Genomic DNA, 21,661 nt, shown 5'->3' with positions numbered 1-21,661 from the left:
CATAAACGTAAGTTGTCCTGAACTATACATAATCATAGTAAGGTCAATAGGGGGTGTCCAAGGGAATGATCAATAACATTAAGCACGCGCAAGCACGCTTAGCAGGCGTTGTCCATCAAACACCATTAGATTTTTCAAGTACATTTACAGAGCTGTCTCACAATAACATCTATTTGAAATTAGAGAACTTACAAAAGACAGGTTCTTTTAAAGTACGTGGAGCTTATCACAAAATTACCTCATTAAATAACAAGGAAAAACAACACGGTGTCATCGCTGCATCTGCTGGAAATCACGCTCAAGGTGTTGCCTATAGCAGTAGTCAAGCGGGGATATCGAGTACAATCGTTATGCCAGAAGGAGCACCACTGGCTAAAATCCAAGCCACTCGTAATTATGGAGCTGACGTCATTTTACATGGGGATACATTTGATGATGCCCTTGAATATGCCAAACAGTTACAAGTGGAAACGAATCGAACGTTCATCCATCCTTTTGATGATGATAAGATCATTGAAGGTCAAGGAACCATTGGATTAGAGATCCTTACTCAACTTTCAGATGTTGATGCCATCGTCTGTCCAATAGGTGGAGGGGGATTAATCGCTGGTATTGCCGCAACTGTCAAATCTGTAAACCCCAACATTAACGTATACGGTGTTCAAGCCGATTCTTGCGCAAGCATGGTCACCTCGATGCAAAAAAAATCACCCGTAAAAATTCATTCAACCGGAACAATTGCAGACGGAATCGCTGTTAAACGTCCTGGCGAAAAAACATTTGCCTATGTCCAAAAATATGTTGATGATATCGTGACTGTAAAAGATATTGAAATTTCTAGAACCATGCTCTATTTGCTTGAGCGTAATAAATTATTAGTTGAAGGCTCAGGTGCTGCTGCCCTCGCTGCCTTATTAAACCATAAACTAAACCTTAACGGTAAAAAGGTCGTCACGATTGTTAGTGGCGGTAATGTGGATATCAATTTTGTTTCACGTATTATAGAAAATGGCTTAATTGAAGCTGGAAGGTACTTATCGCTGTCAACAGTTGTCCCAGATAAGCCAGGATTTCTCAATCAATTACTCAACATCATCGCTGATCTTCAGGCCAATATCATTACCATTAACCACCAACGAATAAGTACAAAGGTCTTACCCGGACAAACAGAGATCCAATTATCACTCGAAACAAAGGACGATGCCCATATTGAGAAAATTGAAAAACGACTACTAAGTGAAGGGTATGTGATCACGAGAAACCAATAGTTCCACAAAGATCATTACTAGGACCCATATGATAAGGCTCTTGCTTTGATGGAATGGCGGCTTGAAAGGTAAGCATTCGCCTTCAAGTCATCTTATTTTGGTGATTTCAGCATCGGATAAGCCGTCCCCTTCATATGAATAATCGTACACATATCACTATAGAAGGGGGCTAAAACATGTCAGGTGAAGAACTATTATTATTGTTACTTGGCAGCATGGTCGTATTTAGTATTTTCTTTATTTTGATTGGTATTGTCGCCTATATTTTAGGAGCTATCGGGCTGATGAAATTAGCAGATCAATCAGGTGTTAACAATGGCTGGCTAGCCTTTATCCCAGTCGCCAATTTATGGGTTGTTGGTGAAACGATTCGTGACCGCGTCATGGAACCATTCAACAAACATACTGGACTATGGTACTTAGGAGCAACCATAGCCCTCTGGCTTTTAGAAATGATCCCTTACATCGGTATTCTATTTTTACTTACTCAAGCCGTTATCGTTATCTATGTATGCTATCAATTGTTTGCTAAGTTTTCCGAGAAGGCCGTGCTACTAACCATCCTTTCTGTCATTTCACTCGGCTTGTTATGGGGATTCTTCTTGTTTGCCATTCGAAATAATCCAATTCGAAAACAAGAACCAGCAGCAACGATCGAGACAACAGACCAAATTTAATGGTCTGTTTTTTTGATCCTTTTTATATCTATATAAAAAGGGGTGAAAAAATGAAAAAACACTTCCGATTTCATAATTTATCACATAAGTCTATGTCCTTTACGGACGTCTATCATTATATAAAAACATTTATAAAACAGGACCCAAAAGCACAATACCGGCTCATGATAGGAACTGATTCACAAGTTCACGCCAAATCAACTCGGTTTATAACTGGGATTGTTATCCGCCGAGAAGGTCATGGGGTATGGGCTTGTCTAACAAGGCGTGACCTTCCGAGACGGATCGAAAATTTACATGAAAAGATTTCAATTGAAACGACGATCACTGAGGAAGTTGCACAACTGTTCACACCTGAAAAAAAACGTAAATTACTTGACATTACTCTCCCTCACATTGATGAAGGCAGTTCATTTACTATTGAAGGCCATCTCGATGTCGGACGAGGAAAACAAAATAAAACGAAGGTATATGTGAAAGAAATGATGGCTCGCCTTGAAGAGTTAGGGATGAAAGCCCTCGTCAAACCAGATTCGTTTGTCGCTTCTAGTTATGCCAACCGGTATACCAAATAAACCAACCCTAGCTCATCCTCTTTTTTTCCACGCATAGCGCAAGTAAATGACATTACTATCTTTTTCTACGATGTACGGGCGCATACGCCGGCGAAAGATTACAGTCGATATGACATAGACGATCATCACAACAGGCAAAGGAATCAGTGTCACTCGAATGAATGCCTCATTCCACCCATGAGCATAGCCTACACCATCCATCACACTTCCAAATGAAAGTGATGCGCCTCCAAATACCATCAGTAAAAATAGCAAATTAGCAACGTGGAAGAAAAAAAACGTTTTACGATCGTTCACATCACGTTCTAGTTTCCATTGAATCACTAACAAAACAACTAGTGAAAACAGCGTAAATAAAGCCGGAATAAAAAATTCCAACACCCAAGTCGGCCACTCATTCATCGTAACGCGCTCCCTTTTAAAGAAATGTCCAATAACAGTATGCAACACCTTGCGAAAAATCATTCCAACATTTACACCCCATATCTAGAACTTGAGGTGAGTTTTCTCACGGACAAGCATGGGCACCCATTATAAAATACAAATAGAAGAACGGAGGGATCCTACATGAAGATGATGTCGATTGAAACGTATCACCGCGAAGGAAAGAAAATAAAGATCGAAAATGTCCCCATTTTCTGTAATGAACTGCGTTTTACGATTGAAAGTCTCGTTAGGGAATTTATAAATGAGCTCGACCGAAAAACAAACCCAAATCACTGCTATTCTTTCAAAGATTATATAGCGAAAAGGAAAGACATTAACGTCTTAGACAGCCTAATCAATAGGTGCTAGTTAACAATCTAATACATCCCAAAAAAACAGCCTCTAAAACGTTTTAGAGGCTGCATTTTTGTGTATCACTGTTAATTTTGATGCCTAAACGATAAGGTACGAGCATATAAATCAAAAGAGCCATGAAAAGCCATTCAACGAAAAAGGAGGTGCGTCCTTTTGACTGTCGGACAATTCTTAACGACATTTGTACATACAGCACTCACATTAACCATCCTTGTCATTCTCATCATTCTCAATTCATACCTATTCGGTACGTATGGCTTATTCAAAATCGCTAAACGTCAACAAGTCCCCTGTGCTTGGCTTGCTTTCATTCCTGTCGTAAACCTATGGCTTATTGGAGAGGTCATTTCAAAGCAGGTACCAGCCCCCTTCAACAAGCATACAGGGTTTTCATTACTTGGAATGACGCTCTCGCTACTTGCTATTGAACTGTTCCTTTACTCTCATCCTTTTTTTATTATTCTTCTTGCTATCATCGCATGTTACAGCACGTATATGCTCTTAGCGAACCTAACTGAGCACCCGTTGATGCTGACATTATTGTCCATTGCTACATGCTGGACCGTCACCGGATTTTTCGTCTTTATTAATCGCTCAAACCAGATGGAACATCTACCAAAACCCGTTCTTTCTATGCCGTTTCAAAAAATCATTTCCAAGGTCTCACTAAAAAAAATCAAGAATAACAACAATGAAAGTAAGCCACTTTAAAGAAAAAACGAGGTGTTCACATGCTTTCAAATAACAACAACAAAACTGGTAACTATACGGTTGCTGGAACAAACATTGATGAGGTAAAACGAAAAAATCGCCAATCCGGCCTCACCTATAACGAAGTCAAACAGCTACTAGCCAAACGTGTCAATCATCGTTAATCCGCTGCATTATCACTCTAATCATTAGGCAATCACCCAATTATGTAATTTTAGGTTATTTGCCCAAACAATATTTCTCATCCTACATAGATTATGTATTGTAAGTCGCTCAAAAGACACTCATTATCTCAAAGGAGGTTTTCATTCATGAGCGCACATGTAGGAGCAGGTTATACAGGTGGATTCGCGTTAATCGTCGTGTTGTTTATTCTATTAATCATCGTTGGTGCAGCATTTGTAGGCTACTAATATAAGAACCATAAGGGATAGACGTAATGTCTATCCCTTTATTTTATGGCTTTGAAACTTTCATCACATAACCGGTCAACTCAAAGCTTCTACAACAGTCAGTTCTTACACACTCATTCCCCCCACCCTTCTTTTACACAAAATTACTATTCAAAAATATTGATTTTCTATTTCCTTTGGTCACAACAATGTAAGCGCTATATTAGGTATAGACTCAAAAATGGTTGTTGACAATATGTTTTATTTAATTTAACATTTAATCAATCTTAATTTTTAGAACTTTATAACTCTTATCAAGAGTGACTGAGGGATCAGGCCCTATGACGTCCGGCAACCTCCATTTTTTGGAACGGTGCTACTTCCTGCAGAATGTTTCATTCTGGGAGATGAGGAGAACGAATAAATTCGTACTGCTTCTTTCTTAAGGTGAAAGAAGCAGTTTTTATTTTATCAATCCCGGTAGCGATCCCAAATGAATATGGTTATTATTCAAAAAAATTTTTACTAAAAGTAGGTGAGCATATGATCGAAATCAACAATTTAGTGAAAGAGTATAAATCGAAAAAAGGGACCGTTCGAGGTGTTGACAATGTATCATTGGACATTAATCACGGAAATATTTTTGGAATCGTTGGTTACAGCGGTGCTGGTAAAAGTTCTTTATTACGCTGCTTGAATTTAATGGAAAAGCCTACTTCAGGAGCCGTTAAAATCAATGGCGTAAACCTTGTTGAACTGAATAATAAACAACTCCGTGATGCCCGACAAAAGATCGGAATGATCTTTCAACACTTTCACTTAACGAGCTCAAAAACTGTATTTGATAACATTGCTTTCGCCTTAAAAGCAGCAAAAAAATCTAAAGCAGATATTGAAAAACGAGTCGATGAACTTTTAGAGATGGTTGGGTTAGCTGATAAGAAAAACTATTACCCCTCCCAATTAAGTGGTGGACAAAAGCAACGAGTGGGGATTGCTCGAGCTCTTGCCAATGATCCGAAAGTGCTTTTATGTGATGAGGCAACGTCAGCACTAGACCCTAGTACAACAAAATCCATATTGAACCTCTTAAAAAAAATTAATCAAGAGCTAGGGCTAACAATTGTTTTAATTACTCATGAAATGGAAGTTGTCAAAGAGATTTGTGATCAGATTGCCGTTATGCAAAATGGACAAGTGATTGAAACAGGTCCCGTCTATGATATCTTTGCAAATCCAAAAGAAAATCTTACTCAAGATTTCATTCAAAGTGTTTTACAGTTTGAACTACCGCAACATTTAACTGACAACTGTAATGGAACAATCATTAAACTACAGTTTCAAGGGGCAATTGCTGAAGAGTCGGTCGTTTCTGATGTCCTCCAAAAGTTTCAAGTTAAAGGAAATATCCTACACGGTAAGATTGAATATATCAAAGAAAAACCTCTTGGTATTTTTGTTATGGAACTAAGAGGGGACGGTAAAGAAATAGAAGATTTACTAAGCTATTTAAGGAACCGTACACAAGGGGTGGAGGTGATTAAATATGGTAGAAGCACTAATCGAGTTATGGCCGGAGTTAAATAAAGCTTTTTTCGAAACTCTTTATATGGTTATCATATCTTTAAGTATTGCCATTCTTTTTGGTTTACCACTAGGTATTCTTCTATTTGTTACAGATCGTGATTTATTTTTAGAGAACAAAGTCATCAAATCATTCGTTGGTGTTTTTGTAAATTTAGTTCGATCCATTCCTTTTATTATTTTACTCGTAGCCCTGTTACCATTTACGCAATGGATTACTGGTACCACAATTGGACCAACTGCAGCATCCGTTTCACTGTCAGTGGCAGCGATTCCCTTCTTTGCTAGAATCGTAGAATCGGCAGTCAGAAAAATTGATAAAGGTGTTGTCGAAGCGGCAATCGCTGTTGGGGCAACACCATGGATGATTATCAAGGATGTCTTATTACCAGAGGCAAGGCCAGGAATTATCCAAGGCTTGACGATCACTACGATTAGTTTAATTGGTTACTCTGCCATGGCAGGTATCGTTGGTGGTGGGGGAATTGGTGATTTAGCCATTCGATTTGGCTACTACCGTTACGATAATACGGTCATGTTTACAACAATCATTATCTTAATTTGCCTAGTTCAGTTCATTCAGTATGCTGGGGACTACATCGCCCGCACGGTCGATAAAAGATAGTTGTTTAGTGATTTAAATTTTTAGTTTTATTAACTAAAAAGACAATATACATTCGCCTTATCGGCAAAATACATTCAAAAAGGAGAATAAAAAATGAACAAATTGAAATTATTTTTATTTTCATGTCTAATGATTGCGTTAGTTGCAGCATGCTCAAACAGCTCTGAAGAAGCAGCTCAAGACTCTGGACAAGCAGATGACAAAGGGACTTTAACGATTGGTGCAACATCTGGTCCATATAGCGACATGGTTACCAAAGCCATTCAACCCGGCTTAGAAGAACAAGGTTATACAGTTGATGTGATTGAATTTAATGACTATATTCAACCAAACACTGCATTAGGTAACGGGTCAATCGATGCTAACCTATTTCAGCATAAGATTTACATGGAGAACTTTGCTGAAGGTAACAATCTAGATTTATCCGAGGTTGTAGTTGTTCCTACTGCCCCAATGGGTATTTACTCAAACAAGTTTGATTCGATGGATGAAATTGAAGATGGGGCTGAAATTGCGGTTCCAAACGATCCAACTAATTTAGCACGTGCATTGCTCATGCTTGAGGAAGCAGGATTAATTACAGTTAATGAAGAGGCTAATCCCTTAACAATCTCAGAAAGAGACGTCGAAGAAAATGTGAAAAACCTAAATTTTTCTCCAATTGAAGCCGCTCAATTACCACGCGCTGTAGATAGTGTAGATCTCTCAGCAGTACCTGGAAATTTCGCACTTGCTGCACAAATGGATTTACTAGATGCACTGCAATTAGAAACAATGCCAGATGATTATCGTAACCGTGTGGTCGTTAACACAAGTGATCTAGAGGAACGATTTGTTGAAGACATTAAAGCCGTTGTTGAGTCAGATGCATTTGAACAAGTCATTGACGAAGAGTTCCAAGGGTTTGGAAAACCTGAATGGATGTTAAATTAACACAAAAAAACGTCAGTTCACCTACTGGCGTTTTTTTCTTAAGATTTCTTGTATGAACCCCATACAGGTTATCTGAAAATTGTTACAATTGATATATGAATTTAAAGGTTTGAGAGGTGTAACTATGAAGACATTTGAACACTCAGAAATGATCCAAGGACTTCCAAAACAATTCTTTGCCAAGCTAGTTAACAAAGTAGCAGCTGCAAAAACAAAGCATGACGACATTATCAACTTAGGCCAAGGGAACCCTGATCAACCAACAGCACCACACATCATCAAAGCATTACAAGAAGCAGCAGAGAACCCTCTTTATTCGAAATACTCGCCATTTCGTGGCTACTCCTTTTTAAAGGAGGCTGTTGCCACTTACTACAAACGCGAATACGGTGTTGAGGTTGATCCTGAAAAAGAAGTGGCCGTACTAATGGGTGCAAAAGCTGGTCTCGTTGAAGTTAGCCAATGCTTATTAAATCAAGGGGATGTAGCTCTTGTACCTGACCCTGGTTATCCTGATTATTGGTCTGGTATTGCCCTTGCAGGTGCAAACATGTCATTTATGCCGCTCAAAGCAGAACATGACTTTCTCCCTGACTTTTCACAACTACATAAGAATGATCTTCAAAAATCAAAATTGATGTTTTTAAACTATCCAAATAATCCAACTGGCGCGACCGCTACAGAAGCTTTATTCCAAGATGCAATTGAAATAGGCAACAAACATGATATTTGTATTGTCCATGATTTTGCATACGGAGCCATTGGTTTCGATGGAAAGAAGCCACTAAGCATGTTAGAGGTTCCCGGTGCAAAAGATGTTGGGGTTGAAATGATTACAATGTCTAAAACTTACAATATGGCTGGCTGGAGAGTTGGCTTTGCTGTCGGAAACCCTAGTGTGATTGAAGCGATCAACCTTATTCAAGACCACCTCCATTGCAGCCTATATGGCGGCATCCAAGAAGCTGCAGCAAAAGCATTACTCGGTCCACAAGACTGTGTCGATGAATTAGTCCAACGATATGAAAGCAGACGGAATACATTTATTTCAGCTTTGCAAAACATCGGTTGGAACGTAAAAGCTCCACAAGGATCATTCTTTGCTTGGCTCCCTGTACCAGAAGGCTATACATCAGAAACTTTCGCTGATTTATTATTAGAAAAGGCACAGGTTGCCGTTGCACCAGGCATTGGCTTCGGTGATCATGGAGAAGGGTATGTGCGTGTTGGTTTATTAAGCGATGAGGATGTTCTACTCGAAGCGGCCAAGCGCATCGAAAAATTAGACCTGTTCTCAACGGATTAATACACTTCTCCCTATCATGCGCAAGGAGACATAAATTCTGTAAGCATAATGAAACTTGTATCATGACTGATGTTATGATACAAGTTCCTAACTTAATTTCAAAGCCTTACTTCTCGACCTCCACCGTTTCCTCAAAGGCAATCATTTCTCCGTTATATGTAAGTGCGCCATGGTTATTGGCATGAAGGGAAACTATAACCTCATATGTACCTGCATTTAGTTCGCCGATATTATAATATTCACCATATAAACGGTTTAGCTGCTCACCGTTGATATACAGGTGAGCATGGCCTTCGTGAAAACTTTCTGTCTCGATCCCTGCCTTCTCAGGAGCAAACTCAAAGTTCTCCGTTTCAACTTTTAACAACCACGAACCGGAGTAGTCTCGAGTTATCATACCATCAATCGCAGGAACCGAGACGTCACTGGGAATTTCAATTTGCTCATGAAGCCCTTTGTGATTGGACGTATAATGATGTCTGCTTTCATTATAAAAATATAAAACAACGGTCACAAATGAAAAAATGACAAAGAAACTAACAATTCTATACATCTCAACTCCTCCATTCGTTTCCATACTTTATGCACTAACTGTTGTGTTCTCTTCCTTACCTTTTCGACGAATAATGATACCAACAATTAATAGAATAGCTCCTGATGCTAGAAATGCTAGGTCATAGACTAGTGGATGATCAGCTGCTGGACGAACCCGATGGATTTGCAGAATATGGTGGTTAATAATTCCTTCAACTAAATTAAAAATCCCACCTCCAATTAAAAAGCCACCGATAACTAACCTAACCCCTCGCGAAAGGTCTGCAGGATTTCCAGCTAACCACAATAAGATGCCACCAACAACAAGCGTAACGGTTGTCGCAAAATGAAAGATTCCATCACTTATGATTTGCCCCGCCCGATCTGTATCCATAATAACACTATGCCACTGCAAGAGCTGGTGAAAGATAATGCCGTCCATTGCACCTAAAAACCCAAACCCTAGCAGAAAACTACCAATAGCTAATAACCTTTTTTTCTTCCTATTCGCCATAGAATAATCTCCTCGCAAAATTTTTTGTTATTATAACTATTGACCAATTGGACTCTAACTATACCTATTAACAAACACATTTTATAGATTGATTGTTTTCACCATTTTAGGTACTTTTCATGCTAGAAGTAATTTATGCAATGACAAACCCAAACCTCTCAAATAATAGTTAACAAAAAAAGGCTGTTCCAGATCATATGAAATGACCTGGAACAGCCCCTTATGATAAGAAAGATTGTCCTACTATCCGATTGCATATAATTTAAAGATAATAAAGGGAAAGGTTGAAATAAGCTTAACAGTTTATAATCACTTACTCTGCATGTAACTCACTATAAAACTCTTGAGTTTCAGCTAAATGTTGAATTGCTTCCTCAGGACCCATAAAGTTCGGTGTCACTACATGGTTTTCTAGTTCAGCTCTATACTCCTCATTTTCAGTAACAGTTTTCTCCATCGCCTCAGAAAACGCATTTACGACCTCTTCAGGAGTACCTGGTGGGAATGCCCAAAGGAATGATTTGTTAAAAATTACGTCAACGCCTTGCTCTTTAAAAGTTGGTACATCCGGCATTGCATTTAAACGTTCTTCTGCAAATACGCCTAAACTTCTCATATCACCTGATGCTAAATAATCTTTAACTAAACCTAACTGTGTTGGATTCACATCTACTTGCCCACCAAGAAGTGCAGTAATCTTATCCGATGCACCACCTACATCAACAATGTTAAAATCTACACCAGTTGCTTCTTCAAATGCCAGCAATTGTAAATGAGTATGTGCTCCAAACTCTGTTGCAATTGACAATTCTTTCGGATTATCTTTTGCAAACTCAATCAATTCATCTAATGTTTCAAATTCAGAATCTCCGTTAATTAAAAATGTATTCCCTTGGTCTTGTACACTAACACCCGCGACTTCAAAATCTTGAAATGAGAAATCAGCTAACCCTAAGATATAGTTAAGTAGAATCGAATCATGGAAAGCTAACACTGTGTAACCATCTGGATCTGAGTCTAGTACTTGTCGTGTTGCCACTGTTCCACCTGCTCCTGTAACATTCGACACAACTATGGATTGTCCAAGTTCATCTTCTAAATATCGTGCTAGTGCTCTCGTGTTTCGATCAGTATCTCCACCTGCTCCTGCTGGTACGATTACTTCAATTGGCTTTGTTGGATAATCAGAAGTTGCTTCTCCTTCTTGATTATCACTTCCTCCATTCGCTTGTTCATTAGGCTCTCCTTGTGTCTCTTGGCCAGAACAACCTAAAGCTACTACAGTCATCAATAATAATACGACAAACAAACCTAATACTTTCTTCATTATACCCCTCCTGAAATATTAATTTCTGTTTGTTTCTTTCTATGATTCTTCCAAATCTTTAAACCTACTGAAACAATGGCTACTCCGAAGAAAAACACTGCTATAGGCTCCGTGAAAAATGGAAGGAAATCACCTTGAGTTTGCATTAATCCTCTACGCAAATTTGTCTCAGCAATTGGTCCTAGGATAAAACCTAGAATCACTGGCGTTAGTGGAAATTTCAATTTAATTAGGAGATAACCAAGAACACCGAAAAAGAGAAGTGCCCATACATCAAATAGACGGTTATTTACTCCAAAAGCACCGACAACGCAGAGAACAAGAATAATAGGTAATAAAATATGCTTTGGAATGCTTAAAAGTTTTACAAAGAATCTCATCCCGAGAAATAAGAATACAAGCATCGCAATATTCGCAATAATTAGGGCTGCGAATATACCATATACAATATCAGTATTTGATGTGAAAAAGAGTGGACCTGGCTGTATCCCATGGATGACTAACCCACCGAGAAGCATCGCTGTTACTGTGTCACCAGGTATTCCTAACGCCATCAGCGGAACGAGTGCTCCACCTACTGCAGCATTATTCGAAGATTCCGATGCGACTACACCTTCAGGAGTACCTTTGCCAAACTCTTCAGGATGTTTTGATTGGTTTTTCGCTGTTGCATAGGCAATAATATTTGCTGTACCCCCTCCAATTCCAGGAAGGATTCCAATCGCAATCCCAATAAAAGCCGATCTAAAAAAGTTCCATCCCTGCTTAAAAAACTCAGCAACACTAAACCCAAAGCCTTTAATTTTATAACTTATCTTTTTAACTAATGGATTAACCTTTGATTCTGAGGTTTTCAAAAATTCAGAAATTGCAAAGAGCCCGATCAGAGCTGGTAATAGGTTAAAACCCGCATCAAGAGCATTCATACCAAACGTAAAGCGAGGAAATGCATCAATCGGTGCAGAACCTACCATTGCAAGTGAAATCCCGATAAGGGCAGCCAATATCCCTTTAACAATTGAACCATCAGATAAACTTGAAATCAGTGTTAACGCAAAGACCGTTATTGCAAAGTACTCGATCGGTCCAAAACGTACAGCAAATTGGGCCAATGGTGGAGCAATCAGAATTAAAGTTGCAATACTTAAAAGTCCACCTAGGAATGAGAAAACGATCGCTAGACCAAATGCTTTTCCAGCCTGACCTTTTTGAGCCATTGGATATCCATCAAATGTACTTGATATTGATGAAGGTGTTCCCGGAAGCTTTAATAGAATCGCTGGAATTAAACCACCTGAAACCCCCCCAATATAGAGACCCATCAACAATGCCATCCCATCACTAGGACTCATTGTAAAGGTTATTGGCAAACAAATGGCAACCGCCATTGTTGCAGTGAGTCCGGGAATTGATCCAAACACTAACCCCATTGCTACCCCAATAAAGATCAAACTCATTGTGTAAATCGTAAGCATTTCTGAAAATCCAGCACTCAACATTTCCAGCATGATGCCACCTCCTTTACCCTAAGATGCCTTGTGGCAACATTAAGTAGAATAAATTTCTAAAAAAGAAGTATACTGAAACTGAAACAACGACTGCTATTAGTGCATATAGCGGAATATTCCAGTTCTCTCGTTTTGCAAGAAAACAAAATTGCACGATTAGATATAGAGTAGACGAGATAATAAATCCTAAAATCGGCATGACCAACACATAGCAAATAACCAATAAGAGCGTTATTAACACCGATACGAGGCTTTTCTTTCCACTATAATCATTCTCAGTTTCATCCTTTGTACCTTCGGGTTCTACTGGTGGACTGTAACTTTTTACTTTCTTAATACCTTGTAGTAGCAAAATTACACTAAAGATGAAAATACCAATCGCTACAATCTGAGGGACGGTTTCTGGACCTACACTTACTTCTGCCATACTTTGCATGTTAAAGGTGCTTATATACATCAATAGAGCAAATAACATCATAAATATACTAGAATAGATATCACCATATTTTTCGGCCACATTATCCCTCCTTTAATTTAAAGGTTGTAAGTGCGCTCTTCTTTCAATAGATTGTAACCGCTTACTAATTGGGTGAATGGAGTGGAAGACCCTAGAGAGAGCCCTCCACAAACCACAGTTACACTTACTTTACAAAAACAGTTTTGATTGATGTAAAGAACTCGATCGCTGCTTGACCTTGCTCACGAGAATGTGAGCTTGATTGCTTCATCCCGCCAAACGGAGCTTGTAGTTCAACTCCTGCACTTTCTGCGTTGATTCTTACTAAGCCTGCTTCCATATCTTCAATAAATGAAAGCATTTTACTGATATTTGTCGTAAAGATAGAAGCACTTAATCCAAACTTCACATCATTAGCTACTTCTAATGCTTCTTCAATATTATCAACTTTTATTAAGGCTAATACGGGGCCGAAGATCTCTTCTTGAGCAATAGCCATATTATTTTTCACATTATCAAACACTGTCGGTTCAACAAAGAAACCATTTGGGTTATCAGAATCTTGGTAACGATTACCTCCGCAGATTAAATCGGCTCCCTCTTCTTTTCCTTTTGAAATGTATGATAATACTGTATTCAGCTGGTTTTCACTTGCACAAGGTCCCATCCATGTACCATCTTGCAATCCATTACCGATTTTTATCTCTTTGACTTTTGCGACAAGTTTATTTCTAAACTCTTCATAAACATCAGCATGAACAATGACACGACTTGTAGCAGTACACTTTTGTCCAGTTGAACGTAATCCTCCGCTAATCGTTGCCTCAACTGCTAAATCTAGATCGGCATCTTCAGCAACAATAACTGGGTTTTTACCACCCATCTCTAATTGGTACTTAGCCCCTCGAGCTAACGCTCCTTGACCTACTTGTTTTCCAACCATATCAGAGCCAGTAAACGTAATCCCGTCAATATCAGTGTTATCTACAATCCCTTGACCAATTACCGATCCCGATCCTGTTACCATATTAATTACACCATTTGGTAAACCTGCTTCTTCAAAACATTTGATGACTTTCGCTGCAGTTACTGCAGCTTCTGAAGCCGGCTTTATTACAACTGTATTTCCGTAAATTAATGCAGGCGCCATTTTCCAAACAGGAATAGCAACCGGGAAATTCCAAGGAGTAATCACGCCAACAACTCCTAATGGAGATCGGGTTGTAAACATTAGAGCTTCACTGTCAGTTGAAGGAATGACATCCCCTACTTTTCTCATTCCTTCTCCAGCATAATATCGTAATATCGCTACACCGCGAGCTGTTTCACCCTTAGCCTCTGGGAACGTTTTCCCCATTTCTTTCGTCATTGTCGTTGCAATGTCCTCAATATTCTCTTCTAGAATATCAGCGGCCTTATAAAGATAGTTCCCTCTCTCTGCACCGGAAAGTTTACGCCACGGGTTTTTAGCTTGTTTTGCTGCTGTTATAGCTTTCTCTAAGTCTTTTAAACTAGATTTTTGAATATATCCTACGATCTCATCCTTATTAGCAGGGTTGATACTCTCTTCAACTTCACCTGTAGAAGAAGCTACCCATTCACCATTTACAAAGTTTAAAAATGTTTCCTTCTTCGTTTGTAGACTCATCTTATCCTCTCCTTATATTAAAATATAACGTTACATTAAAGGGTTACTTTCTTATCATTTGGGTATTTATCCATAACACCTTTTAAGATTTTCTCTAATTGTTGATAATGTTCTTTCTCAACAGGAACAACTGGTGGTCTAACAACATCTGTAACCGGTAAACCGACAATGTCCATTCCGGCCTTGATTAATGAGACCGCATAGCCTTTTCGCTGTTTACGGATGTTATTAATCGGGAAAATAACATCTTGATATAAGTCATTAAGAAGTTGCTGATCACCATTTTGTAACGCGTTAAAGAACAACCTTGAAACATGCGGAATGTAATTCGAAATTGCAGAAGAGTATGAGTTAAATCCTATATGATAAAAAGCAGGCATTGTCACTTCTGCAAGCGGCATTCCGTTGACCCATTCCAAACGATCACCTAGGTTTTGGATGAGTTCCATATTTAACTCCATATTACCAGCGCCATCTTTCACACCAACAACCTGTGGATATTCCGCTAACTTTGTTACCGTTTCCAAAGAAGCAATGCAATTATCGCGTTGGTATAAAATGGCATTTAAATCCGTGCTATTTACAACTGTTTTTAAGTAATTAAAGATGCCTTCCTGTTCACCTTCAATAAGATACGGAGGAAGAACCAAATATCCGTCTGCCCCAAGTTTTGCTGATAGTTCCGTTTGCTCTAATGCTTGCGAAAGGTTTCCACCCACCCCCGTATACACAGGTACCTTTCCATTAACAGTTGATACAGCGATTTCAACCATTTTTTGATATTCTTTTTGGTTGATGGATTGAAATTCACCCGCACCACATGCAACAAAAATGGAAGTTAACCCTTCTTCAACCAAAAAATTAATATTTTTTTCTAATACTTTTTCATCTATGTTTCCTTCATTAGTAAATGGAGCAACTGGAAAACCTAAAATTCCTGTTGGAGCTTTTCTTTCGATTGTCATATTTAACGGACATCCTTTCTTTAATAAAGTTATAACCGAAAACGACTATTTAGGAATTGACTTTTATTCCTTTTAACACTTTGTTTCTTACGTAATCTAAATGTTGATACATCTTTTGAAAAGACTCAATTGGATCACGCTTTTCTAATGCCTTATAAATTTCGATGTGTTGTGCTAATGTTTCTTCTTGGTTACGGTCCCGCTTAGAAATCTGATCTACAGTACTATCGAATGCATCTAAAAGTGGATCAATGATCCCAGCCATGACTGGATTACTCGCACTATAAGCAATAATTCGATGAAAGTCACGGTCTTGCTCTGTGTATTCGACATTGTTAGCCATATAATCAATTGTCTCTTTGAGACGTGCTAAATCTTCGTCAGTAATTTTTTCAGCAGCAATTGAAACAAGTCCTAACTCAAGAGACATCCGTGTTTCCATAATTGCTGGTAAATTACCAGCCGATAGCGCTAACATAATCGAGTATGGTTTACTACCAATACTGTTTGTGAAAAAAGTACCTTCACGTGTACGTCGTTGAATGATCCCGAGAGTTTCTAATGAACTCAACGCTTCACGTAGCACCGGTCGACTTACACCAAGTATTTCTAACAACTCCATTTCTGGAGGTAATTTGTCACCTGGTTTTAGTTGCCCACTTAACAACAAGTCGATGATTTGATCTATTACTTGCTTTGATAACGTCTTACGATCTAAGGATTTCATTTCAAGTTTATTTTTGTTTTCTCCCATTTGGCCCACACATCCTAAATTTGTACTTCGTATTATTTGGGTTAATTGTAAGACAAATAAAATTATTAGTCAATAATACGAATTTTAATGTTAAAAATTATCTGATTTCCTGGATGCGCCCTCAGGATTTGTCAACAAAACTGAAAATAAACGTTAATGAAACTTGGTTCATTTGCACCTTATCCCTTAACCAAAAGCCTTCTTTTACCTTTAATTTATCCAACAGTTTCAATTAACGAACTAAACAAGGTCGCTTATTATCAAACTTCCAACCAGGCATTAAATATTGCATGGCAATCGAATCATCTCTCACACCAAGGCCATTGTCCGTATAGAGCTTATGAGCTTTTTCGATCTGATCCATGTCGACTTCAACACCTAAACCTGGTTTTGCCGGCACTTCTACTTCACCATTTACAATTCTAAATGGATCTTTAGTAAGGCGTTGACCATCTTGCCAAATCCAATGAGTATCAATGGCTGTGATATCCCCTGGTGCTGCTGCTGCGACATGTGTGAACATAGCTAATGAGATATCAAAATGGTTATTTGAATGAGACCCCCATGTTAATCCCCACTCATTACACATTTGTGCAACACGTACAGAACCTTGCATTGTCCAGAAATGAGGATCGGCTAGCGGGATATCAACAGAATTTAATTGGATCGAGTGTCCCATTTCTCGCCAATCAGTTGCGATCATATTCGTCGCTGTAGGTAATCCGGTTGCTCGTTTAAATTCAGCCATAACTTCTCGGGCTGAATATCCTCCTTCAGCACCACAAGGATCTTCTGCATACGCTAAAATGTGATATTGATTACGACAAAGACTGATTGCCTCTTTCAATGACCATGCACCGTTCGGATCCAATGTAATTCTAGCTTCTGGAAAACGTTCAGCAAGGGCGGTAACAGCCTCAATTTCTTCTGAACCAGAAAGTACTCCTCCTTTTAGCTTGAAGTCATTAAACCCGTATCTTTCATGTGCTGCTTCAGCAAGGCGAACAATTGCTTCAGGAGTCAATGCTTCTTCATGTCGTAACCGAAACCATTCATTATCAGCGTCCATATCACTTAAATATGGTAAATCTGTTTTTACCCGATCGCCAATATAAAATAAATACCCTAACATTTCGACACGGTCTCGTTGTTGCCCCTCTCCAAGCAAGGCAGCAACAGGTACATTAAGATGTTTACCTAATAAATCTAGTAATGCAGCTTCGAGAGCCGTAACAGCATGAATAGTTGTTCTTAAATCAAATGTTTGGTTCCCTCTTCCAGCTGCATCTCTATCCGCAAATTGTTTCCTTACCGAATTCAGGATATTATTATACGTTCCAATTGAATGGCCAACGACTAAAACCTTTGCGTCTTCTAGCGTTTGACGTATTTTTTCTCCACCAGGAACTTCACCAACACCCGTGTTTCCTGCATTATCTTTTAGAATAACGACATTCCTTGTAAAAAAAGGACCATGTGCCCCACTCAGATTAAGCAACATACTATCATGCCCCGCTACAGGGATGACTTGCATCTCAGTAATGGTTGGTGTACTAGTTGCACCACCTTGAGACATTGCCTGATTCGCTAATTGATGAGCCATAACATCACACACCTTATCATTCAATTTTTTTCTATGATTCCGCTTTCAATTTAACAGGTTTAGTACCGCTTAGACGGTAGCCCCTTTAAACTGGAGTCATTTGCCATAATTAAGTAGTATTTTTTGCCTCCCTCACTTTTCATTTAGTAATTTTGTTTATTTGTAAGACAATTAACTTGTTGTGTAAATTGTAAGACAAATAAAATTTGGTGTCAATTCAAAAAATAAAAAATGTAGTTTTATTTCAATTTTCGAAAGTAACCATTACTAACCATGACTCTAACGAGTTACAAATAATTCCTTGTTACTCTGGGGTTACCACAACTTTTCCCACTGTTTAGAATTGACAGATATTTATTATTGTCTTACAATTATCCCGAAAATGTTTTATTGTCATACAATTAAACAAGTGAGTTTGATCCATGACCTAATTGAAGGGAGATAGATATATGTCGTTGAACCCCACTCATGAAGAGATACCACTTTATATTAAAGTAAACGAAAATGATAACGTTGCCATTATTGTGAATTCGGTAGGATTACGTGAGGGCACCACATTTTCTTGCGGTCTAACATTAGAGGAATTTGTACCACAAGGGCATAAAGTTACTTTAGATGATATATCCGAAGGTCAAGCAATTACTCGTTATGGAGAAGTCATTGGCTATGCAGCCACCTCCCTTAAAAAGGGTAGCTGGGTCAAAGAATCTTCAATCAATCTACCTACTCCTCCCGAATTAGATGAGTTACCACTTGCAAACAATGGAGATATGAAAGAGTCATCTCCCCTTGAGGGCTATACGTTTGAAGGTTACCGAAATTCGGATGGAAGTGTAGGCATCAAAAATATTTTAGGGATCACTACTAGTGTCCAATGTGTTGTTGGTGTCCTTGATTATGCAGTAAATAAAGTAAAAAAAGAGATCTTGCCTAAGTACCCAAATGTGCATGATGTCGTTGCATTGAACCATAATTATGGTTGTGGCGTTGCGATCAACGCCCCTGAAGCAGAGATACCGATTCGAACCATCCAAAGCCTAGCATCCCACCCTAACTTTGGCGGAGAGGTAATGGTTGTGGGGCTAGGTTGTGAAAAGCTCGCCCCTGAACGGTTAGTTTCAAGTGACTCGACCGATGATGATATTATTTCCTTACAGGACCAACAAGGGTTTCACCAAATGATCGAATCTATTATGAATATGGCAGACATAAGACTTAAACAATTAAATGAACGACAACGAGAAACTTGCCCTGCCTCAGATTTAGTTATTGGCTTACAGTGTGGGGGAAGTGATGCATTTTCTGGGGTAACGGCCAACCCAGCCGTTGGTTATGCAGCAGATCTATTAGTAAAAGCAGGTGCTACAGTTCTATTTTCGGAAGTCACTGAGGTTCGTGATGCTATTCATTTATTAACGCCACGAGCTGTTAGTGAAGAGGTGGGGCAAGCTCTTATCAATGAAATGAAATGGTATGATGAGTATTTACAACGTGGAAAGGCTGACCGAAGTGCTAACCCATCTCCCGGTAACAAAAAAGGGGGGTTAGCTAATGTTGTTGAAAAATCTCTAGGATCAATCGTTAAATCTGGGAGTAGTCCAATATCAGGAGTTTTATCACCCGGAGAAAAGGTATCAAAGAAAGGATTGATTTTTGCTGCCACCCCTGCCAGTGACTTTGTCTGTGGTACATTGCAACTTGCATCGGGTATGCATCTACAAGTATTCACAACAGGTCGAGGCACACCTTATGGCTTATCACCGGCACCAGTCATTAAAGTCTCAACGACAAATTCATTACAGGAACAATGGAAAGATTTAATCGATATTAATGCTGGACGAATCGCAACTGGGGAAGCTTCAATTGAAGAGATCGGGTGGGAACTTTTCCACTTTATTCTTGACGTTGCTAGTGGGAGGAAACAAACATGGGCTGAATATTGGGATTTACACAATGACTTAAGTCTTTTTAATCCAGCACCAATAACATAATCACTAACAAAAGGCATCCAACTTGGTTTGCCTTTCTCTTTTTCCTCCATTCTCAACTTTCACCAAACTTAACAGACATTAAATAGGAGGGTTCTAATCTAATGATTAAAAGCCCCTGAGACTTTGAAGGGATAAGAAATATATGCGTAGTTACCTCATTTTATTGATGTGCTTTGTGTTTCTAGTTCAATACTTTCTTAATCTATTATGGTTACATTATATAGTTGTCCTTCTAGCTTTATTAGCATTTATAGCAAGTGCAAAGAATGCTAGTGGATTCCCACGCGTCATTGGTTTAATCATGATGACAACTGGGGTCATGTTAGAGTTTAACAAAGGCTCTGCTATTGAGGGAGTTAGTCAAGGAATTGTATTAATTCTTCCGTTGCTTTGCCTGATCACCTTAGCCCCACTCCTCTCATTACCGTTAAAGCTTGGCGGATACTTTGATGCTGTCGAGGCACTATTACGGAATTTATTGCACCGACCAAGAAGGCTGTTCGCAGGTATTACATCATCTTTATTTATTTTAAGCCCAATACTTAGCTTAGGGTCCGTTCGGATTATTAGTGATTTTCTCTCTGAACTTAAACTTCCATCTTATATGTCTGCTAAAAGTTATTTAATTGGATTTTCAACTGCCATCATGTGGTCACCGTATTTTGCTTCTGTTTCTCTCGTTCTTTATTACTTAAATATGCCTGTAGGAAATTATATAGTGTACGGAATAGGATTATCATTTTTGTCCTTATTAATTGGGAACTTTTTGTTCGCCATGTGGGAACGGAAAAACCCTCTTAACCAACAATCACATCGAAAAACTCCCATGGAAATTGGATATCGGAACCAACTTATTCGTTTAGCACTCTTTATCTTACTTCTTTTGTCTATTTCACTAACGATTGAATATGTTACACAATGGTCAATGATTGTTATTGTTTGTTTACTCTCTGTTACAGTACCAGTCTTATGGGGAGCACTAACAAATAACTGGAAGAAGCTCATCCAGGAAGTAAAGGCCTATTGTGACAAATCTATTCCGATGATGAGTAACGAGATTATGCTATTTACTAGCGCCGGGTTATTTGCACACGCCGTACAAGGAACAAGCTTTGCTTTTTTAGTAAGTAACTTTTTAACATCTACTGCAAATATATCATTTTTACTCTTTGCCCTAGCGGTTATGTTCATAGTATTAATCCTTACTTATATAGGATTACACCAAATAGCAGTAATTGCTGCATTAGCGATGCAACTTGACGCTCAAGAACTAGGAATAAGCACTTTATCCCTTGCCATGCTATTATTGTTAGCTTGGTCGATATCAACTGCTCTAAGCCCTTTTTCAGGTTTAAATCTTATGGTAAGTAGAATTGTTGGTGTATCAGGTGTTCAAGTTGGGCTCCGGGCAAACGGATTACATTTATCAATTCTTGCTATTATAGGTATAGGTCTTATCATGATTATAAGATAAAGGGTATGTTAGTA

The 21,661-nt window shown here is 38.7% G+C and carries 23 protein-coding genes and 1 riboswitch; of the genes, 13 read left to right on the top strand and 10 right to left on the bottom strand.

Translation table 11 applies throughout. The features are described 5' to 3' along the window. Positions 1 to 65 precede the first annotated feature (65 nt). From ilvA to KH400_RS07700, 3 genes are all read left to right on the top strand, one after another. Positions 66 to 1,268, top strand: a complete 1,203-nt coding sequence (gene ilvA, locus KH400_RS07710) for a threonine ammonia-lyase (RefSeq protein ID WP_217223608.1) — start codon at positions 66 to 68, stop codon at positions 1,266 to 1,268. Positions 1,269 to 1,444: 176 nt separating this feature from the next. Beyond that, positions 1,445 to 1,945 carry a hypothetical protein gene (locus KH400_RS07705; RefSeq protein ID WP_217223605.1) on the top strand — a complete coding sequence of 167 codons (501 nt, stop codon included), beginning with the start codon at positions 1,445 to 1,447 and terminating at the stop codon, positions 1,943 to 1,945. A 50-nt stretch (positions 1,946 to 1,995) separates the two neighbouring features. Next, a complete protein-coding gene (locus KH400_RS07700) occupies positions 1,996 to 2,520 on the top strand; it encodes a ribonuclease H-like YkuK family protein (RefSeq protein ID WP_217223603.1) in 525 nt (174 codons plus the stop codon). A 12-nt stretch (positions 2,521 to 2,532) separates the two neighbouring features. Here KH400_RS07700 and KH400_RS07695 read toward each other — a convergent pair whose 3' ends face one another. Next, entirely contained in the window at positions 2,533 to 2,922 is a 390-nt protein-coding gene (locus tag KH400_RS07695; protein ID WP_217223600.1) for a hypothetical protein, read from the bottom strand. Between the two features lie 165 nt (positions 2,923 to 3,087). On the opposite strand from KH400_RS07695, the gene KH400_RS27410 reads away from it, so the two are divergent. From KH400_RS27410 to KH400_RS07655, 8 genes are all read left to right on the top strand, one after another. After that, positions 3,088 to 3,315 carry a DUF2535 family protein gene (locus KH400_RS27410; protein WP_217223597.1) on the top strand — a complete coding sequence of 76 codons (228 nt, stop codon included), beginning with the start codon at positions 3,088 to 3,090 and terminating at the stop codon, positions 3,313 to 3,315. Positions 3,316 to 3,474: 159 nt separating this feature from the next. Beyond that, complete coding sequence (locus KH400_RS07685) at positions 3,475 to 4,032, top strand: hypothetical protein (protein WP_217223596.1); 558 nt, start codon at positions 3,475 to 3,477, stop codon at positions 4,030 to 4,032. A gap of 20 nt (positions 4,033 to 4,052) precedes the next feature. Beyond that, the gene (locus tag KH400_RS07680; RefSeq protein WP_217223594.1) at positions 4,053 to 4,196 is read left to right on the top strand and encodes a hypothetical protein; all 144 of its coding nucleotides are present in this window, start codon (positions 4,053 to 4,055) and stop codon (positions 4,194 to 4,196) included. A gap of 147 nt (positions 4,197 to 4,343) precedes the next feature. Next, on the top strand, positions 4,344 to 4,445 hold the full coding sequence (locus KH400_RS07675; protein WP_217223592.1) for a YjcZ family sporulation protein: 102 nt from the start codon (positions 4,344 to 4,346) through the stop codon (positions 4,443 to 4,445). Positions 4,446 to 4,732: 287 nt separating this feature from the next. After that, positions 4,733 to 4,838, top strand: a riboswitch (SAM riboswitch). Between the two features lie 129 nt (positions 4,839 to 4,967). Next, positions 4,968 to 6,011: a methionine ABC transporter ATP-binding protein gene (locus KH400_RS07670; RefSeq protein WP_217223661.1), complete on the top strand. Its 1,044-nt coding sequence runs from the start codon at positions 4,968 to 4,970 to the stop codon at positions 6,009 to 6,011. Then, positions 5,971 to 6,633 (top strand): methionine ABC transporter permease, encoded by a 663-nt coding sequence (locus KH400_RS07665; RefSeq protein WP_217223590.1) that lies wholly within the window; start codon positions 5,971 to 5,973, stop codon positions 6,631 to 6,633. Before KH400_RS07670 ends, KH400_RS07665 begins: the two co-directional genes overlap by 41 nt. A gap of 93 nt (positions 6,634 to 6,726) precedes the next feature. Then, a complete protein-coding gene (locus KH400_RS07660) occupies positions 6,727 to 7,566 on the top strand; it encodes a MetQ/NlpA family ABC transporter substrate-binding protein (RefSeq protein ID WP_217223587.1) in 840 nt (279 codons plus the stop codon). A gap of 124 nt (positions 7,567 to 7,690) precedes the next feature. Beyond that, positions 7,691 to 8,872 (top strand): pyridoxal phosphate-dependent aminotransferase, encoded by a 1,182-nt coding sequence (locus tag KH400_RS07655; protein WP_217223586.1) that lies wholly within the window; start codon positions 7,691 to 7,693, stop codon positions 8,870 to 8,872. A 106-nt stretch (positions 8,873 to 8,978) separates the two neighbouring features. On the opposite strand, the gene KH400_RS07650 is transcribed toward KH400_RS07655, so the two are convergent. The 9 genes from KH400_RS07650 to gudD form a co-directional block, all read right to left on the bottom strand. Beyond that, on the bottom strand, positions 8,979 to 9,425 hold the full coding sequence (locus tag KH400_RS07650; RefSeq protein ID WP_217223585.1) for a hypothetical protein: 447 nt from the start codon (positions 9,423 to 9,425) through the stop codon (positions 8,979 to 8,981). 27 nt (positions 9,426 to 9,452) lie between these two features. After that, positions 9,453 to 9,920, bottom strand: coding sequence for a DUF2243 domain-containing protein (locus tag KH400_RS07645; RefSeq protein WP_217223582.1), 468 nt, complete (start codon positions 9,918 to 9,920; stop codon positions 9,453 to 9,455). Positions 9,921 to 10,233: 313 nt separating this feature from the next. Then, a complete protein-coding gene (locus KH400_RS07640) occupies positions 10,234 to 11,247 on the bottom strand; it encodes a tripartite tricarboxylate transporter substrate binding protein (protein ID WP_246589435.1) in 1,014 nt (337 codons plus the stop codon). Beyond that, positions 11,247 to 12,755, bottom strand: coding sequence for a tripartite tricarboxylate transporter permease (locus KH400_RS07635; RefSeq protein ID WP_217223580.1), 1,509 nt, complete (start codon positions 12,753 to 12,755; stop codon positions 11,247 to 11,249). The genes KH400_RS07640 and KH400_RS07635 overlap by 1 nt, the downstream gene beginning before the upstream one ends. 13 nt (positions 12,756 to 12,768) lie before the next feature. Beyond that, complete coding sequence (locus KH400_RS07630) at positions 12,769 to 13,272, bottom strand: tripartite tricarboxylate transporter TctB family protein (protein ID WP_217223577.1); 504 nt, start codon at positions 13,270 to 13,272, stop codon at positions 12,769 to 12,771. 124 nt (positions 13,273 to 13,396) lie between these two features. Further along, a complete protein-coding gene (gucD, locus tag KH400_RS07625) occupies positions 13,397 to 14,860 on the bottom strand; it encodes an alpha-ketoglutaric semialdehyde dehydrogenase GucD (protein WP_217223573.1) in 1,464 nt (487 codons plus the stop codon). 35 nt (positions 14,861 to 14,895) lie between these two features. After that, on the bottom strand, positions 14,896 to 15,825 hold the full coding sequence (kdgD, locus tag KH400_RS07620) for a 5-dehydro-4-deoxyglucarate dehydratase (protein WP_217223570.1): 930 nt from the start codon (positions 15,823 to 15,825) through the stop codon (positions 14,896 to 14,898). A gap of 49 nt (positions 15,826 to 15,874) precedes the next feature. Next, on the bottom strand, positions 15,875 to 16,579 hold the full coding sequence (locus KH400_RS07615; RefSeq protein ID WP_217223567.1) for a FadR/GntR family transcriptional regulator: 705 nt from the start codon (positions 16,577 to 16,579) through the stop codon (positions 15,875 to 15,877). 232 nt (positions 16,580 to 16,811) lie between these two features. Then, positions 16,812 to 18,155, bottom strand: coding sequence for a glucarate dehydratase (gene gudD / locus KH400_RS07610; protein WP_217223656.1), 1,344 nt, complete (start codon positions 18,153 to 18,155; stop codon positions 16,812 to 16,814). Positions 18,156 to 18,631: 476 nt separating this feature from the next. Between gudD and garD the strand changes: the two genes are divergently transcribed. Together garD and KH400_RS07600 are read left to right on the top strand one after the other, a co-directional pair. Beyond that, a complete protein-coding gene (gene garD, locus KH400_RS07605) occupies positions 18,632 to 20,173 on the top strand; it encodes a galactarate dehydratase (protein WP_217223565.1) in 1,542 nt (513 codons plus the stop codon). 142 nt (positions 20,174 to 20,315) lie between these two features. After that, positions 20,316 to 21,647, top strand: a complete 1,332-nt coding sequence (locus KH400_RS07600) for a TRAP transporter large permease subunit (protein WP_217223562.1) — start codon at positions 20,316 to 20,318, stop codon at positions 21,645 to 21,647. Positions 21,648 to 21,661 lie beyond the last annotated feature (14 nt).

The sequence above is a fragment of the Desertibacillus haloalkaliphilus genome, assembly GCF_019039105.1.
In the GTDB taxonomy this organism is placed as follows: Bacteria; Bacillota; Bacilli; order Bacillales; family KJ1-10-99; genus Desertibacillus; species Desertibacillus haloalkaliphilus.
Note: the sequence above shows the minus strand (reverse complement) of the source record. Positions and strands in the feature narration are given on the sequence as shown.

Excerpts from the sequence above, each read along its gene's own strand:
- ilvA (WP_217223608.1), top strand. The coding sequence starts at position 66 with ATGATCAATAACATTAAGCACGCGCAAGCACGCTTAGCAGGCGTTGTC.
- KH400_RS07705 (WP_217223605.1), top strand. The coding sequence starts at position 1,445 with ATGTCAGGTGAAGAACTATTATTATTGTTACTTGGCAGCATGGTCGTA.
- KH400_RS07700 (WP_217223603.1), top strand. The coding sequence starts at position 1,996 with ATGAAAAAACACTTCCGATTTCATAATTTATCACATAAGTCTATGTCC.
- KH400_RS07695 (WP_217223600.1), bottom strand. The coding sequence starts at position 2,922 with ATGAATGAGTGGCCGACTTGGGTGTTGGAATTTTTTATTCCGGCTTTA.
- KH400_RS27410 (WP_217223597.1), top strand. The coding sequence starts at position 3,088 with ATGAAGATGATGTCGATTGAAACGTATCACCGCGAAGGAAAGAAAATA.
- KH400_RS07680 (WP_217223594.1), top strand. The coding sequence starts at position 4,053 with ATGCTTTCAAATAACAACAACAAAACTGGTAACTATACGGTTGCTGGA.
- KH400_RS07675 (WP_217223592.1), top strand. The coding sequence starts at position 4,344 with ATGAGCGCACATGTAGGAGCAGGTTATACAGGTGGATTCGCGTTAATC.
- KH400_RS07670 (WP_217223661.1), top strand. The coding sequence starts at position 4,968 with ATGATCGAAATCAACAATTTAGTGAAAGAGTATAAATCGAAAAAAGGG.
- KH400_RS07665 (WP_217223590.1), top strand. The coding sequence starts at position 5,971 with ATGGTAGAAGCACTAATCGAGTTATGGCCGGAGTTAAATAAAGCTTTT.
- KH400_RS07660 (WP_217223587.1), top strand. The coding sequence starts at position 6,727 with ATGAACAAATTGAAATTATTTTTATTTTCATGTCTAATGATTGCGTTA.
- KH400_RS07655 (WP_217223586.1), top strand. The coding sequence starts at position 7,691 with ATGAAGACATTTGAACACTCAGAAATGATCCAAGGACTTCCAAAACAA.
- KH400_RS07650 (WP_217223585.1), bottom strand. The coding sequence starts at position 9,425 with ATGTATAGAATTGTTAGTTTCTTTGTCATTTTTTCATTTGTGACCGTT.
- KH400_RS07645 (WP_217223582.1), bottom strand. The coding sequence starts at position 9,920 with ATGGCGAATAGGAAGAAAAAAAGGTTATTAGCTATTGGTAGTTTTCTG.
- KH400_RS07640 (WP_246589435.1), bottom strand. The coding sequence starts at position 11,247 with ATGAAGAAAGTATTAGGTTTGTTTGTCGTATTATTATTGATGACTGTA.
- KH400_RS07635 (WP_217223580.1), bottom strand. The coding sequence starts at position 12,755 with ATGCTGGAAATGTTGAGTGCTGGATTTTCAGAAATGCTTACGATTTAC.
- gucD (WP_217223573.1), bottom strand. The coding sequence starts at position 14,860 with ATGAGTCTACAAACGAAGAAGGAAACATTTTTAAACTTTGTAAATGGT.
- kdgD (WP_217223570.1), bottom strand. The coding sequence starts at position 15,825 with ATGACAATCGAAAGAAAAGCTCCAACAGGAATTTTAGGTTTTCCAGTT.
- KH400_RS07615 (WP_217223567.1), bottom strand. The coding sequence starts at position 16,579 with ATGGGAGAAAACAAAAATAAACTTGAAATGAAATCCTTAGATCGTAAG.
- gudD (WP_217223656.1), bottom strand. The coding sequence starts at position 18,155 with ATGTCTCAAGGTGGTGCAACTAGTACACCAACCATTACTGAGATGCAA.
- garD (WP_217223565.1), top strand. The coding sequence starts at position 18,632 with ATGTCGTTGAACCCCACTCATGAAGAGATACCACTTTATATTAAAGTA.
- KH400_RS07600 (WP_217223562.1), top strand. The coding sequence starts at position 20,316 with ATGCGTAGTTACCTCATTTTATTGATGTGCTTTGTGTTTCTAGTTCAA.